Consider the following 14467-nt stretch of genomic DNA (forward strand, 5'->3'; position numbering starts at 1 on the left):
CCGTCCGGAGACATTCATGCCCCAATACAACGCCCCCTTGCGCGACATGCAATTCGTGCTGCACGAGCTGCTCAAGGTCGAGGAAGTGTTCAAAGAACTGCCGCCCCATGCCGACACCAACCGCGAGCTGGTCGACCAGGTGCTGGAGGAGGGCGGCAAGTTCGCTTCGCAAGTATTGTTCCCGCTGAACCATTCGGGCGACCGCGAGGGTTGCCACTACGACCGCGACAGCAAGACGGTCACCACGCCCAAGGGTTTCAAGGAGGCCTACCAGCAATATGTGCAAGCGGGCTGGGCGGCCTTGTCCTGTGACCCGGAATTCGGCGGCCAGGGCCTGCCGCTGACGATCAACAATTCCTTCTACGAGATGTTGAATTCGTCCAACCAGGCTTGGACCATGTACCCCGGCCTGTCGCACGGTGCCTACGAATGCCTGCACGCGCATGGTTCGGATGAACAGAAGCAGCTCTACCTGCCCAAGCTGGTCTCGGGCGAGTGGACCGGCACCATGTGCCTGACCGAAGCGCACTGCGGTACCGACCTGGGCCTGCTGCGCAGCAAGGCCGAGCCGCAGGCCGATGGTTCCTACAAGATCACCGGCAACAAGATTTTCATCTCCGCAGGGGAGAACGACGTATCTGGAAATATTATTCACCTGGTGCTGGCGCGTCTGCCCGATGCGCCAGAAGGTTCGAAGGGAATTTCACTTTTCCTGGTTCCCAAGTTCCTCCCCAATACTGACGGCTCGCTGGGCGCGCGCAACCCGATCTTCTGCGGTGCCATCGAAGAAAAGATGGGCATCCACGGCAATGCCACCTGCCAGATGAACCTGGACGGCGCCACCGGTTGGCTGATCGGCCAGCCGCACAAGGGCTTGCAGGCCATGTTCGTGTTCATGAACGCGGCGCGCCTGGGCGTGGGGATGCAAGGCCTGGGCCTGACCGAAGTGGCCTACCAGAACGCCCTGGTCTATGCCAAGGACCGCCTGCAGATGCGCAGCCTGTCCGGCGTGAAAGCGGCTGACAAGCCGGCCGACCCGATCATCGTGCATCCTGACGTGCGTCGCATGTTGTTGACCGCCAAGGCCTTCGCCGAGGGGGGACGTGCCTTTACCTCCTATGTCGCCCTGGAGCTGGACAAGGAACTGACCCACCCCGACGAACAGGTGCGCAAGGACAGCGCCGACATCGTGGCCCTGCTGACCCCGGTGGTGAAGGCCTTCCTCACCGACAACGCCTGGATGGCTACCTCCGAGTGCCTGCAGGTCTATGGCGGCCACGGCTACATCGCCGAATGGGGCATGGAGCAATACGTGCGCGATGCCCGCATCAACATGATTTATGAAGGCACCAACACCATCCAGTCGCTGGACCTGCTGGGACGCAAGATCCTGATGGACAACGGCGCCAAGCTGAAGAAATTCGGCGCGCAGATCCAGGCCTTCGTGGAAGAGCATGGCACCGATGAGTCGATGTCCGAATTCATCACCCCGCTGGCCGACATCGGCGACAAGGTGGCCAAGCTGACCATGGAAATCGGCATGAAGTCTTTCGCCAACCAGGATGAAGCCGGCGCCGCTGCCGTGCCTTACCTGCGCGTGGTGGGTCACCTGGTGTTCTCCTACCTGTTTGCGCGCATGGCCAAGATCGCGCTGGAAAAGCAGGACAGTGGCGACGCCTTCTACACCGCCAAGCTGGCCACGGCGCGCTTCTACTTCGCCCGCCTGCTGCCGGAAACCGCGATGCTGATCCGCCAAGCCCGTTCGGGTGCCGGCAACCTGATGGCGCTGGACGCACAGTTGTTCTGAGCGCAATACCACGCCGCGTGCGGGCTGCAGGCCGGCGTGCGGCGTTGATCTACCGCAATGAGGCCAGGGATGGCGTCACGGCTACGTCACCACGGCAGGGCATCCTGTGAGCAGCCGCAAGGCCAAACAGACAAACAGGCGTAAAGTAGTCGTTCGCTCTGAGCGGCACAGCCGCTTGCCAGGCCCCGAATTCATGTTTCATGTCTGCAGCACCAGCAAAGGAGATTTGCGTGTCCAATTTCATCGTCAAAAAAGTGGCCGTGCTCGGCGCGGGCGTCATGGGGGCGCAGATCGCCGCCCACTGCATCAATGCCCGCGTGCCGGTCGTGCTGTTCGATCTGCCGGCCAAGGAAGGCCCGAAGAATGGCATCGTGCAACGCGCCATCGAGAACCTCAAGAAACTGAGTCCGGCGCCGCTGGGCAACAAGGATGATGCGGCCCTGATCCAGGTCGCCAACTACGAAGATGACCTGGCCGTGCTGGAAGGCTGCGACCTCATCATCGAAGCCATCGCCGAGCGCATGGACTGGAAGCATGACCTCTACAAGAAGGTCGCCCCGCACATCGCGCCCAAGGCCATCTTCGCCACCAATACCTCGGGCTTGTCGATCAATGCCCTCTCCGAAGGTTTCGACGCTGCCTTGAAGGCGCGTTTCTGCGGCGTGCACTTCTTCAACCCGCCGCGCTACATGCACCTGGTCGAGCTGATCCCGACCCAGTCCACCGAGCCGCACATTCTTGACCAGCTCGAAGCCTTCCTCACCACCACCCTCGGCAAGGGTGTGGTGCGTGCCTTCGACACCCCCAACTTCGTGGCCAACCGCGTGGGCGTGTTCGGTATCCTGGCCACCATCATCGAAGCCGACAAGTATGGTCTCTCGGTCGACGTAGTCGATGACCTGACCGGCGCCAAGCTGGGCCGCGCCAAGTCCGGTACCTTCCGCACCGCCGACGTGGTGGGACTGGATACCATGGGCCACGTCATCCGTACCATGCAGGACAACCTGAAGGATGATCCCTTCTTCTCCACCTATGCCACCCCACCGCTGTTGGCCAAGCTGGTCGAGCAGGGGGCACTGGGCCAGAAGAGCGGGGCCGGTTACTACAAGAAGGTGGGTAAGGACATCTTGCGCATCGACCCGGCCAAGGGCGACTACGTGCCCGGCGGTGGCAAGGCTGATGACATCATCGCCCGCATCCTGAAGGAAAAGGACCCGGTCAAGCGCATGAAGGCGCTGCATGATTCCACCAATCCGCAAGGCCAGTTCCTGTGGGCCATCTTCCGCGATGCCTTCCACTACATCGCGGTGCATCTGGAGTCGGTGGCCGACAATGCACGCGACCTCGACTTCGCCATGCGCTGGGGCTTCGGCTGGAGCGTCGGTCCCTTCGAGACCTGGCAAGCCGCGGGCTGGAAGCAGATCGCGCAATGGGTCAAGGAAGACATTGATGCCGGCCGTGCCTTGTCCAATGCCCCACTGCCTGACTGGGTCTTCGATGGCCGTGACGGCGTGCATTCGGAACAGGGTTCGTATTCGCCCTCGAAGAAGACCGACGTCGCCCGTTCCGAACTGCCGGTCTACCAGCGCCAGGCCTTCCGCGCCCCGCTGGTGGGCGAGGGTGCCGCCGATGGCAAGAGCGCCGGTACCACCGTCTTCGAAGACGAATCGGTGCGCATCTGGCACCAGAACGACGATGTGCTGATCCTGTCCTTCAAGACCAAGATGCACGTCATCGGCCAAGGCGTGATCGATGGCATGAACAAGGCCGTCACCGAAGCCGAGCAGAACTTCAAGGGCCTGGTGATCTGGCACCCGGACGCCGCCGAAGGCGGCGCCTTCTCGGCCGGTGCCGACCTGCAATCGATGCTGCCGCTGTTCATGTCCGGCGGCGTCAAGGCGATCGAACCGGTGGTGCATCAGTTGCAGCAGGCGCACCAGCGCCTGAAGTACGCCAGCGTGCCGGTCATTGCGGCCGTTGCTGGCCTGGCCCTGGGTGGTGGCTGCGAACTGCTGCTGCATACCGCCAAGCGCGTGGTCTCCATCGAGTCCTACATCGGCCTGGTGGAAGTGGGCGTAGGCCTGATCCCGGCCGGTGGCGGTCTCAAGGAAGCGGCGGTGCGCGCCGCCCGCGAAGCCAAGGGTAACGACATCCTGCAATTCCTGAAGGAATACATGCTGGCTGCGGCCACTGCCAATGTTTCCAAGTCGGCACTGGAAGCGCGCAAGCTGGGCTACCTGCGCGAGGATGATGTGATCGTCTTCAATCCCTATGAATTGCTGCACGTGGCCAAGGTCGAGGCGCGCGCGCTGTTCGACGCCGGCTACCGCCCGCAACTGCCGCCGCAGGTACCGGTGATCGGCCGCAACGGCCTGGCCACCATCATGGCGCAGCTGGTCAACATGCGCGATGGCGGCTTCATCTCGGCGCACGACTTCAAGCTGGGCAAGATGATTGCCGAGACCGTCGCCGGTGGCGAGGTGGAAGAGGGCAGCATCGTCAATGAACAATGGCTGCTCGACATCGAGCGCAAGTTCTTCATGGAACTGCTCAACCACCCCAAGACCCAGGAACGCATCATGGGCATGATGCAAACCGGTAAGCCTGTGCGCAATTAATGAAACCTCCCTCCCCTTGAAGAGGAGGGAGAGTCCAAGGAGATTTGGTAATGAGCAAACAACTGCAAGACGCCTACATCGTCGCCGCCACCCGCACCCCCATCGGCAAGGCGCCGCGTGGCATGTTCAAGAACACCCGCCCGGATGACCTGCTGGTGCGCGCCATCCAGTCCGCCGTGGCACAGGTGCCGGGCCTGGATCCCAAGCTGATCGAGGACGCCATCGTCGGCTGCTCCTTCCCCGAAGGGGCGCAAGGCCTGAACATGGCGCGCAATGCCGTGCTGCTGGCCGGCCTGCCCAACACCATCGGCGGCGTCACCATCAACCGCTACTGCGCCTCCGGCATCACCGCCATCGCCATGGCCGCCGACCGCATCCGCGTAGGTGAAGCCGATGTCATGATCGCCGCTGGTGCCGAGTCGATGTCGATGGTGCCGATGATGGGCTTCCACCCGTCGATCAACATCAATGCCTTCAAGGATGAGAACGTCGGCATGGCCTATGGCATGGGCCTGACCGCCGAGAAGGTGGCGCAGCAATGGAAGGTCTCGCGCGAAGCCCAGGACGAATTCTCGCTGGCCTCGCACCAGAAGGCCATCGCCGCCCAGCAGGCCGGCGAGTTCGCCGATGAGATGACTTCCTTCGAGATCGTCGAACGCTTCCCCAACCTGGCTACCGGCGAGATCGACATCAAGACCCGCACCGTGAGCCTGGACGAAGGTCCGCGTGCCGACTCCAACCTGGCGGCATTGGGCAAGTTGAAGCCGGTGTTCGCCGCCAAGGGAAGCGTCACCGCTGGCAACAGTTCGCAGACCTCGGACGGTGCCGGTGCACTCATCATCGTCTCGGAAAAGATCCTCAAGCAATTCAACCTGACCCCGCTGGCGCGTTTCGTCTCCTTCGCCGTGCGCGGCGTGCCGCCTGAGATCATGGGCATCGGCCCGAAGGAAGCGATTCCGGCGGCCCTGAAGGCCGGTGGCCTGACCCAGGACCAGATCGACTGGATCGAACTGAACGAAGCCTTCGCTGCGCAAGCGCTGGCAGTGATCGGCGATCTCGGTCTGGACCCGAGCAAGGTCAACCCCATGGGCGGCGCGATTGCCCTGGGCCACCCGCTGGGTGCCACCGGTGCCATCCGTGCCGCTACCACCATCCATGCACTGCGCCGCAAGAACCTGAAGTACGGCATGGTGACCATGTGCGTGGGTACCGGCATGGGTGCAGCGGGCATCTTCGAACGCGTCTGATCCACGCGCGCCAGGCCTGAACAAAAAAGCCGCACTGCTCCTGCTGTGCGGCTTTTTTCATGAATCATATAAATCATTTATAAGAATCAAGGAGACCCGTACGAATGGATATCCAACTGACCAAGGCCGATGGCATCCTGACCATCCACTTCGACCGCGAAGACAAGAAGAACGCCATCACCGCCGCCATGTACCAGCAACTGGCCGATGCCCTCAAGGATGCCGAAACCGACAGTGCGGTGCGTGCCATCCTTTTCACCGGCAAGCCGCAAGCCTTCTCGGCCGGCAACGACCTGGAAGACTTCCTGAAGCATCCACCCAAGACCCAGGATGCGCCGGTATTCCAGTTTCTGTGGCAGATCAGCCATGCCAGTAAACCCATCGTGGCGGCGGTCGCGGGCGTGGCTGTGGGCATCGGCACTACGCTGCTGCTGCATTGCGACCTGGTCTATGCGGCCGACAATGCCAAGTTCTCGATGCCCTTCACGCAACTGGGTTTGTGCCCCGAGGCCGCCTCATCGCTGCTGTTGCCGCACATCGCCGGTTACCAGCGCGCCGCCGAAAAGCTGTTGCTGGGCGAAGCCTTCGGCGCCGACGAAGCCTGCCAGATGGGCTTCGTCAATCGCGTCATGCCGGTGGAGGAGTTGCTTGCCTATGTGCATAAGCAGGCAGCCAAGCTGGCTGCCTTGCCGGCTGCATCGATCCGCCTGACCAAGCAGTTGATGAAAAAGAACCGTGTGACCGCCACCGAACAGCAGATGGTGGTCGAGATAGAACACTTCTCGCGCATGTTGACCGAGCCCGAGGCCAAGGAAGCGTTCACAGCATTCTTTGAGAAGCGTAAGCCGGATTTCCGTCAGTTCAGTTAGGGGGACTCAATCTCCTGCGCGTTGCGGGCTGGAGCGGGTTATTTTTAAATATAGATCAACAATCAGGTGCCTCTGCTACTTCCAACTGCTCTTCCCCGTCGCAATCACCGCCACCGGCTCCACACGCTGCGCAAAAGGATGCCGCAACACGATCCGGCTGGCGAATTTCTGGATGCCGATTTCCTCCTCCAGCAGTCGCTCCATCAATTCCTGGAATGCCGATACGGTGGGGGCGATGATCTTGAGCAGGTAGTCGTAGCCGCCACTGACGTTGTAGCACTCGACGATTTCCTGGTACCTGGCGGCGCCCTGTTCGAACTTGCGGAAATCGGCCGGGCGGTGGCTGCCGAGGGTGATCTCGGAAAACACCTCGACATGGCTGCCCAGCTTGTCCAGGGCGATCTGCGCACCATAGCCGGCGATGATGCCGCTCTCTTCCATGCGCTTGGTGCGGGTCAGGCAAGGGCTGGGACTTAAGCTGACCGCCTCGGCCAGTTCCACGTTCGAACAGCGCCCCTCGCGCTGCAAGTGCTCGAGAATCTTGATGTCGGTACGGTCGAGGGGCTCTGTGGGTCGCATGGATTGATCATATCATCGTCGCGGTAGCTGTCACCGTGAGGCCGTCCTGGCTTCGTTGAGCGACTCATCAAGCGCTTGGACCACCAGGCCGGCCTGCTGCGCCGTCAACACCAGCGGCGGGCGGATCTTCAGGACGTTGTGGCCCATGGCGCAGGCGCTGAGCAATACACCCTTCTGGCGCATCCGGTTCACTACTTCGCTGGTGAGACTGCGATCAGGCGCGCGCGTGTGGCGGTCAGTCACCAGCTCCACCCCTACGAACATGCCGGCGCCGCGCACGTCGCCAATGGCTGCGTGACGCTCGGCCAGGGCGCTGAGGCCGTTGAGCAAGACCGAGCCGACCTGCTGCGCATGAGCAATCAGTGCTTCATTCTCTATGGTCTTGAGCACGGCCAGTGCGGCGGCACATGACACCGTGTTGCCACCGAAGGTATTGAAGTAGCGCGAGCGCTGGCCGAACTCCTGCAAGACGTCAGCCGTGGCCAGCAGGCCGGCTACCGGCTGGCCATTGCCCATCGGTTTGCCCATGGTCACGATATCGGGGATCACGCCGTGGCGCTGGAAGCCCCACATGTGCTCACCCGTGCGGCCGAATCCCGGTTGTACTTCATCGGCGATGAACAGGCCTCCGGCACGCTTGATGGCTTCTACGGCACCCTTGAGGAAGCCCTCCGGCCCCGGCAGGATGCCATCGCTGGTGAAGAGTGAATCGACGATCAGTGCGGCCGGCTGGATGCCATGGCGCTTCAGGTCGGCGATGGCGGCCTCGACATCGCGCGTGAAGCGTTCTCCCAGGTCGGCGCCTTCGGCGTGGTAGCTGCGCGGCGCCGGTACCAGGCGCACATGCGCGCCCAGGTTCACCGTGGTGCCCAATGACGGCGAGAACTGCGAGACGGCGTCGGTGATGCCGTGATAGGCCGTATCGGTGACGATCACACCCACGCCGCCGGTGTGGACCTTGGCGATGCGGTAGGCCAGGTCATTGGCTTCGCTGCCGGTGCAGGTCAGCATCAGGTGTGCCAGCGCCGTTTCAGACACCGTGGCCAGCAGGCGCTCGGCCAGTTCCAGGATGGTTTCGTGCAGGTAGCGGGTGTTGGTGGCCAGGGTCTGGACCTGGGTGCAGATGGCTTCGGTGACCGCAGGATGGCAATGGCCCAGCGAGGTGACGTTGTTGTAGACGTCGAGATAGCGCCGGCCTTGCGGATCGATCAGCCAGACGCCTTCGCCACGCACGATGTGCAGCGGGTGTTCGTACATCAGGCGGTAGGCCGGGCCCAGCAGGGCGTCGCGGCGTTCGATCAGGGCCCCGGTGACCGGGCCGACATCGGCGCGACCGGGGATGTAGGCGTTGACCATGTTCAGGTCGGTGGTACTTTTTTTCATGTCGTTCTCCTGTGGCGGATTTCTGAAAGCAGGCGGTCACGCGCCTCCTGGCGAGACAGTTCATCCAGTTGTGCCAGACCCTCCCAGGCTGCAGGGTTGTGGCGCATGATGTAGGCCCGATTGTGGGGGTAGCGCAGTACACGCCATTGCGTGATGAGTGCCGTGATGAGATGACGCGTGGCCATCAGGTCGGTGACGATCTCCAATTCGAGATCGGTCAGTGGCAAGACCTCGTGATAGGCCCCGATGAACTGCGCCGCTGCCTCGAAGGGATCGGCATTGCCGGTCATATGGAAGGCAGCGGCCGTGCCTACCTCACCCACCAGCGGTGCGTGCAGCATGTCGCCGAAGTCGATGATGCCGGTGATGCGCTCCTGCTCATGCGGGGCCACCAGCGTGTTGTAGAGATGGTAGTCATTATGGATGACCTGTGCGCGTACTTGCGGCAAGCGCGGCAGTACATGCTCGGTGAAGCGCTGCATGAACCGCTGCGCCAGTTGACGGTGCGTCGGGTCGATCAGGCTCTCCATCTTGTCGTGCAAACGATGGGCGGTCGAGACATTCCAGAGCAGGTCGTGATGTGCGGCCGGATGGCTGAAGTCGCGCAGCGCCAGGTCCAACTGCGCCAGACTGCGGCCCATGGCGATGCGCTGACCGGGGGTGTGCACGGTTCCCTTGATCTGTACGCCGTCCAGATAGGTCAACATGCGTACCGTGCAAGTACTGCCGTCTTGCATTCGCAGGGGAACGGTGGTCTGTCCGTCCAGCGTGCGTACCACACGTGGGGTCGGCAGATCAGGAGCGACTGCTGCGATGTGATCCAGTGCCGCAATCTGGAAGTTCACGACGACGACATCCTCCGAGGGATTGCTTATCTTGAGGACATACTGCGTGCCGTCGGCGCATTGGATGCAACAGTTCTGGTCTCGTTCGCTGGCCAGGGCACGCGCCTGGCCCTCGATGCCATAGAACGTCGCTGCCAGTTGCTCCAGCTCCGGCAAAGCCAGATCGGGAGCGGCTGTGTTGAGCGCGGTGCTTGCGAGCGGAGCTTGTACTTGCATCATGGGTCAGATTCCCGGTCAGGCGAAGCGGGTGTTCAAAGGCCTACCAGGCCGGCCAGTTGGCGGAAATCGGTCAGGCGATTGACGCCATAACCATCGCAGAAGGGCTCATGATTGCGATCAATGAAAGCCTTGGACATGAAGCCCAGGTCGTTGGCCGACATCATGTCGTAACGGAAGCTCGATGAGCAATGCATCATCTCTTCCGGGCCGCAGCCAAGCTGGTCGAACATATATTCGAATGCCTGGGCGCGTGGCTTGTAGGCTTGTGCCTCTTCGGCGGTATAGACCGCATGGAACGGGGCCTTCAGATGTGCCACGCTGTGTGGAATCAGGTCGATCATGGAGTTGGACAGGATCACCAGTGGAATATGCGGCGCGATCTTCTCCAGCGTTTCCACCACATGCGGATGCGGCTGCCAGGTCGGAACGGCATCGTAGAGCGCTTGCGCATCGCTGGGACGATATTGGACACCGTGTGCGTGGCAGGTGCGCTGGATGGAATTCTCTACGACATTGAAGAAAGGCTTCCAGGCCCCCAGCACTTCATCGAGCCGATAGAAACGGAAGCTGTCTAGAAATGCGGACATTCGCTCTTGCGTGACGCGGTCGGCGAACAAGGCCTTGGCGGTCGGCCCCATTTCAAAGTTGATGAGGGTGCCGTAGCAGTCGAAACTGATGAACTTGGGCTTGAAAATCATGGCGGAAATCTCCTTCGTGGTGGATGGAAGAAGTATGGCCGGCTGCACGAAACAAATATTTTTTATTGTCGGGAGATTGGAGCAGCTTCTACTTATAAACGAGACCTTTCTGGCATTTTGCATGGCGCGGTCTCGTTGGCAACACCGTTTCAGGAACTCTCCTGTGTGGCTGCAACCTCTTTGTGGAGGCAGATGTCAGACTTTTCTCAAGTTGCGTCGAGGCGCTTGTTGATCCCTTGCTCAACGAATTTTCTACGCCATTGCGGTGCGTGTTCCGACATTAAATTCAATTTAATGTCGGATTCAAGGAGCGTTAATCATCGCCGTAAATTGAGGTCGCATAATTATTTGGCAATCGGGAGAGAGGCTAGAACTCATTTCATCAATAGGCGTGAGATGCGTTCTGCCCAGAAAGGGCGCTGGCAAGGAGCGCAACGCGGCCAGCGCCCTTTCTGAGCAGAACCCGAAGGGAGCGGCCCGTTTGGGCGAATTGCTGCGTTACGAATTTGGGTCAAGACGCCCAGTCTTGACCCAAATTCGCGCCTTGCACTTCATCCCAAACGGGACTCGCTCGCACTCACGTCTATTGATGAAATGAGTTCTAATCACTCGCGCCCTACTTTTCAGCCCCACATCCCAGACTTACCACCAGGAACACTGCCCATGTCGCCCCCGCTCATTCAGATCGATACCCCTACCTTGCCACCGGTTGCGGCCGACCTGGTCAGCGGCGTGGAACCCATCGTCGATGCGCACCCCTACCATCCCAGCCGCTTTTTAACGACACGGCCTGGGGCAAGGTGGCCAGCTTTTGGTGCGTCGCCAATGCCATCTGGGTTGGCATTCACCGTTCCTTAATCCTCATACAGCGGTTTGTTCGTTGGAGCCCATGATGCAACTGAAGTCGTACTGGCTGGATACTTCTTTCCCCTTTGTCAGCGAGACCCCGGACCTGCCAGCGGGGAGTTGCGACGTGCTGGTGGTCGGCGGCGGCATCACTGGCTCGGCAGCGGCACTGGCGCTGGCGCGCAAGGGTGCGCGGGTAGTGGTCTGCGAAGCCGACATCGTGGGTGGCGCCGCGTCCGGGCGTAACGGTGGCATGTGCAACAACGGATTCGCTCAGGACTATGCAACGCTGTCGCAGCGGCTCGGGCGCGAATGCGCCAACCGTCTGTACCTGGCCTTCGATGCCGGGGTCGATACGGTCGAGCGCCTAGTGCGGGAAGAATCCATCGATTGCAGCTTCGCCCGCCATGGCAAGCTCAAGCTGGCTGCCAAGCCCGAGCACTATGACAAGCTAGCGCGCAGCCAGGAGCTGCTGGCTGGCAGTGTCGATGCGCAGACGCGGTTGTTGACCAGCACGCAGTTGCGCGATGAAGTCGGCACCGACCGCTACTTCGGTGGCCTGCTCATGCAAAAGAGCGCCGGGATGCATGTGGGCCGCTACGTGCGCGGGCTGGCGCAGGCAGCGCAGCGGCATGGTGTGAGTTACCTGGAACAGACTCCGGTGCTGGGCCTGCAACGCCAATCCGGCGGCTATCTGGTGCGCACGCCCCGGGGGCAGTTGCGCGCCACGCAGGTGCTCCTGGCCAGCGGCATTTCCCAGGTCGGCCCCTTCGGCTGGATCCGCCGTCGCATCGTGCCGGTCGGCGCCTTCCTGATCGTCACCGAGCCCTTGCCGGCGGCATTGCTGGACCAATTGCTGCCGACCCGGCGCATGTACACCGACACCAAGAATTTCGTCAATTACTTCCGCACCACGCCCGACAACCGACTGCTCTTCGGTGGCCGCGCGCGCTTTGCGGTCTCCAATCCAAAGTCCGACGCCAAGAGCGGTGAGATCCTGCGTCAGCAGATGTTGAGCGTTTTCCCGCAAATGGCGGGGGTGCGCATCGATTATTGCTGGGGCGGCATGGTCGACATGACGGTCGATCGTCTGCCGCGTGCCGGGAAGCGTGACGGCGTGTTCTATTCCATGGGTTACAGCGGTCACGGCACCCACATGGCGACCCTGATGGGGACCATGATGGCCGAGATCATGGATGGCCGGGCCGATCTCAATCCCTGGAAGGATTTTGCCTGGCCGGCCATTCCCGGTCATGTCGGCAAGCCCTGGTTCCTGCCTTTCGTGGGAGCGTGGTATCGGCTCAAGGACCGGTTGCAATGACAGTTGCAAGTACGGAGACAAGTGTTTCGACCTTCGGCGAGTTCGGTCACTGCTTCGATATGAACGGCCAATGCAAGTCTCTTTTTCAGATGGCGAGAATGGAAATCCCGTAATCTACACGCTTCATTATTTTTCCGACCTCTGGTTTGGACGACTTATGGCCCTTGCGACAAATAACGATTCGTTTGCGACATCCGCATTGGAGGCATGGGAGCAGCTTCTGGAGAATGGCCTGGAGACAGCGGGGCGTGACCAGGATCTTGTCGATTTGCTGCGCAAAGTGCTTGTTGGCGAAAAACTTGCCCAAAATAGGGAAGACCTCAAGATCATCTTGAGAACGGTATCGTTAGAAGAGTTCGTCCGGGCATTCTTCCAGGTTGCGGCACCCTATATCGATATGCTCAAGGACATTCTGAAGTGGTTCGAACGAGCAGAGGCGACCCACGGTCCGCATGGCTGGAAGATGGCATGGGATGGCGCGGAGATGGAAGAGCTGAGAAGCTTCCGCAAGTGGATCGCGACGTTGGAACAGGGCGGGGAGCTTATCTCCTATCCGGCGTTGAGCAACGATGAATGTTGGAGACTGCTCCTTATACTTGACAACGTCGCTCCTGTTCATAATACGTTGTGTCTCGTGAGGAAGCAGGACTATCAGGGTTTGCCTTCTTGCATAAATAATTTTGCCTTTTCCTACGGCATTGATTGTTACGACGATATCGATACGCTGCCTGCACCGCCCGAGTCGAGCGGGCCCGTATGGATGATCTGGAACGTTATTCGCAGGGTTCTCTCCCAACTGATCGCCAGTGGCATGGATAGGGAGAAGATCCGCGCCGCGGTCAGGTCTGGAAACTATCCGGTGGTCGCAGAGGATGGTTTTGCCACCAGCAGTATTTATGCGCGCGAGACGGATCTTTGGTTGCTCAAGTTGGTGAGCGCTTACGGAACGCTGTGTACGCTAACGGCCGAGCAACGCGATGACGCGTTATCGTATCTGGATGATTGGTTAAAGACACTACCCACCGCGAGCTACTTGATCGCCAATAGCGCCGACGCGCTGTCGGCCTTTCTCGATCTGCCTCTGTGGAGAAGGCGACACGAGTTTTATGCAGCCTGGATTGCATCCAAACTGGTGGATGCCTGTGATGGCCACGAGATGATTCTGCGCAGTGAAAGTGGCGTGATTGCCTTGCCTTTCAGGAAGACCATCGTCGCCGAACTATTGACACCCTCACGGCATATATTGATGTCCGAGGTGCGAACGCAATTGGAAGATCCTGCGGATAAGACCAAGCGCAAGGGCAATGTGCAGCCGGATTTTACCTTTTGGCGTGCAGACGACGGTACCGATGTGTGTGATCTGGTGGTGGAAGTCAAACACTACCTGCGGCCGGCCAAAAAGAGTTGGGTCGATGTGTTTACCGATTATGCCCGAGCACATCCTCAGGCGAAGGTCGTGCTGGTGAATTACGGTGAGGCGGGTAGCGCGCTGGAAAGTATCTCCGACTCTGCGCTCAAAGAGCGTTGTTTGCTCATTGGCGATATGCGGCCAGGTCAGCTTGGGTCATTGCAAGTCCTTGAAAAAGCGGTTCAAGACGTGATAGGTATCCCCCCTGCAAAGGATGGTCCAGTGGCCGTGATCGTGGATAAGTCCCAGTCAAATGCCATGCCCTATTATCGTCTGAACGATCTGCTTCGGGAGCTGGTTGAGCAACATGCGGCTACCAGCACGGGGGTGGCCACCTCAAGTGGGGATCAGATTTGGCCTGTCGGTTTGAATGGCGTCGTGCAGGTGTTGAACGCTGATCATAATTCCGAGGTGGAGTTCACACCCATTTTGGAAAAGGTTCTGGAAACACATGCTGCAGTGATCTTCGTCACTGATGCAGATGGGGAAAGTTACCTTGATCCGTCGATTTTCTCGATTGAAAAAATCCATGAGCCTTATTCGGGGCGCGCCATCGTCTGTCGGGTCGAACTCAAGCGCGCGGGTGCGGGCGGTATCAGGTCAAGCCGATAGTCATGTGTATTTCGC

Annotated in this window: 10 protein-coding genes; 6 read left to right on the forward strand and 4 right to left on the reverse strand. The window is 60.3% G+C overall.

Annotated elements, in window-relative coordinates:
• Window positions 1–16: 16 nt before the first annotated feature.
• The 4 genes from RC54_RS01190 (at window position 17) to RC54_RS01205 (ending at window position 6541) form a co-directional block, all read left to right on the forward strand.
• Window positions 17–1807: an acyl-CoA dehydrogenase C-terminal domain-containing protein gene (locus tag RC54_RS01190; protein ID WP_061789452.1), complete on the forward strand. Its 1791-nt coding sequence runs from the start codon at window positions 17–19 to the stop codon at window positions 1805–1807.
• Window positions 1808–2037: 230 nt separating this feature from the next.
• On the forward strand, window positions 2038–4425 hold the full coding sequence (locus RC54_RS01195) for a 3-hydroxyacyl-CoA dehydrogenase/enoyl-CoA hydratase family protein (RefSeq protein WP_058893935.1): 2388 nt from the start codon (window positions 2038–2040) through the stop codon (window positions 4423–4425).
• Window positions 4426–4475: 50 nt separating this feature from the next.
• Window positions 4476–5672 (forward strand): acetyl-CoA C-acyltransferase, encoded by a 1197-nt coding sequence (locus tag RC54_RS01200; RefSeq protein WP_017451861.1) that lies wholly within the window; start codon window positions 4476–4478, stop codon window positions 5670–5672.
• A gap of 104 nt (window positions 5673–5776) precedes the next feature.
• Window positions 5777–6541: an enoyl-CoA hydratase gene (locus RC54_RS01205; RefSeq protein WP_061789453.1), complete on the forward strand. Its 765-nt coding sequence runs from the start codon at window positions 5777–5779 to the stop codon at window positions 6539–6541.
• A gap of 75 nt (window positions 6542–6616) precedes the next feature.
• Here the strand turns inward: RC54_RS01205 and RC54_RS01210 are convergent, their stop codons facing one another.
• Genes RC54_RS01210 through RC54_RS01225 form a run of 4 tightly spaced genes read right to left on the reverse strand, consistent with a single transcriptional unit; the run spans window position 6617 to window position 10265 of the window.
• Entirely contained in the window at window positions 6617–7120 is a 504-nt protein-coding gene (locus tag RC54_RS01210; protein WP_061789454.1) for an Lrp/AsnC family transcriptional regulator, read from the reverse strand.
• A gap of 30 nt (window positions 7121–7150) precedes the next feature.
• On the reverse strand, window positions 7151–8503 hold the full coding sequence (locus tag RC54_RS01215) for an aspartate aminotransferase family protein (RefSeq protein ID WP_061789455.1): 1353 nt from the start codon (window positions 8501–8503) through the stop codon (window positions 7151–7153).
• Window positions 8500–9567 carry a phosphotransferase gene (locus RC54_RS01220; protein WP_061789456.1) on the reverse strand — a complete coding sequence of 356 codons (1068 nt, stop codon included), beginning with the start codon at window positions 9565–9567 and terminating at the stop codon, window positions 8500–8502. The genes RC54_RS01215 and RC54_RS01220 overlap by 4 nt, the downstream gene beginning before the upstream one ends.
• A gap of 32 nt (window positions 9568–9599) precedes the next feature.
• The gene (locus RC54_RS01225) at window positions 9600–10265 is read right to left on the reverse strand and encodes a haloacid dehalogenase type II (RefSeq protein WP_061789457.1); all 666 of its coding nucleotides are present in this window, start codon (window positions 10263–10265) and stop codon (window positions 9600–9602) included.
• A gap of 892 nt (window positions 10266–11157) precedes the next feature.
• On the opposite strand from RC54_RS01225, the gene RC54_RS01235 reads away from it, so the two are divergent.
• Window positions 11158–12432 carry an NAD(P)/FAD-dependent oxidoreductase gene (locus tag RC54_RS01235; RefSeq protein WP_174526097.1) on the forward strand — a complete coding sequence of 425 codons (1275 nt, stop codon included), beginning with the start codon at window positions 11158–11160 and terminating at the stop codon, window positions 12430–12432.
• A gap of 70 nt (window positions 12433–12502) precedes the next feature.
• Window positions 12503–14452: a hypothetical protein gene (locus RC54_RS01240; RefSeq protein WP_061789459.1), complete on the forward strand. Its 1950-nt coding sequence runs from the start codon at window positions 12503–12505 to the stop codon at window positions 14450–14452.
• Window positions 14453–14467: the final 15 nt, after the last annotated feature.

It is taken from the genome of Herbaspirillum rubrisubalbicans, from assembly GCF_003719195.1.
GTDB classification, from domain to species: Bacteria; Pseudomonadota; Gammaproteobacteria; order Burkholderiales; family Burkholderiaceae_D; genus Herbaspirillum; species Herbaspirillum rubrisubalbicans.

What these genes read in the sequence shown, in the direction of transcription:
- RC54_RS01190 (WP_061789452.1), top strand. Translation starts at nt 17, where the DNA reads ATGCCCCAATACAACGCCCCCTTGCGCGACATGCAATTCGTGCTGCAC.
- RC54_RS01200 (WP_017451861.1), top strand. Translation starts at nt 4,476, where the DNA reads ATGAGCAAACAACTGCAAGACGCCTACATCGTCGCCGCCACCCGCACC.
- RC54_RS01205 (WP_061789453.1), top strand. Translation starts at nt 5,777, where the DNA reads ATGGATATCCAACTGACCAAGGCCGATGGCATCCTGACCATCCACTTC.
- RC54_RS01210 (WP_061789454.1), bottom strand. Translation starts at nt 7,120, where the DNA reads ATGCGACCCACAGAGCCCCTCGACCGTACCGACATCAAGATTCTCGAG.
- RC54_RS01215 (WP_061789455.1), bottom strand. Translation starts at nt 8,503, where the DNA reads ATGAAAAAAAGTACCACCGACCTGAACATGGTCAACGCCTACATCCCC.
- RC54_RS01220 (WP_061789456.1), bottom strand. Translation starts at nt 9,567, where the DNA reads ATGATGCAAGTACAAGCTCCGCTCGCAAGCACCGCGCTCAACACAGCC.
- RC54_RS01225 (WP_061789457.1), bottom strand. Translation starts at nt 10,265, where the DNA reads ATGATTTTCAAGCCCAAGTTCATCAGTTTCGACTGCTACGGCACCCTC.
- RC54_RS01235 (WP_174526097.1), top strand. Translation starts at nt 11,158, where the DNA reads ATGCAACTGAAGTCGTACTGGCTGGATACTTCTTTCCCCTTTGTCAGC.
- RC54_RS01240 (WP_061789459.1), top strand. Translation starts at nt 12,503, where the DNA reads ATGCAAGTCTCTTTTTCAGATGGCGAGAATGGAAATCCCGTAATCTAC.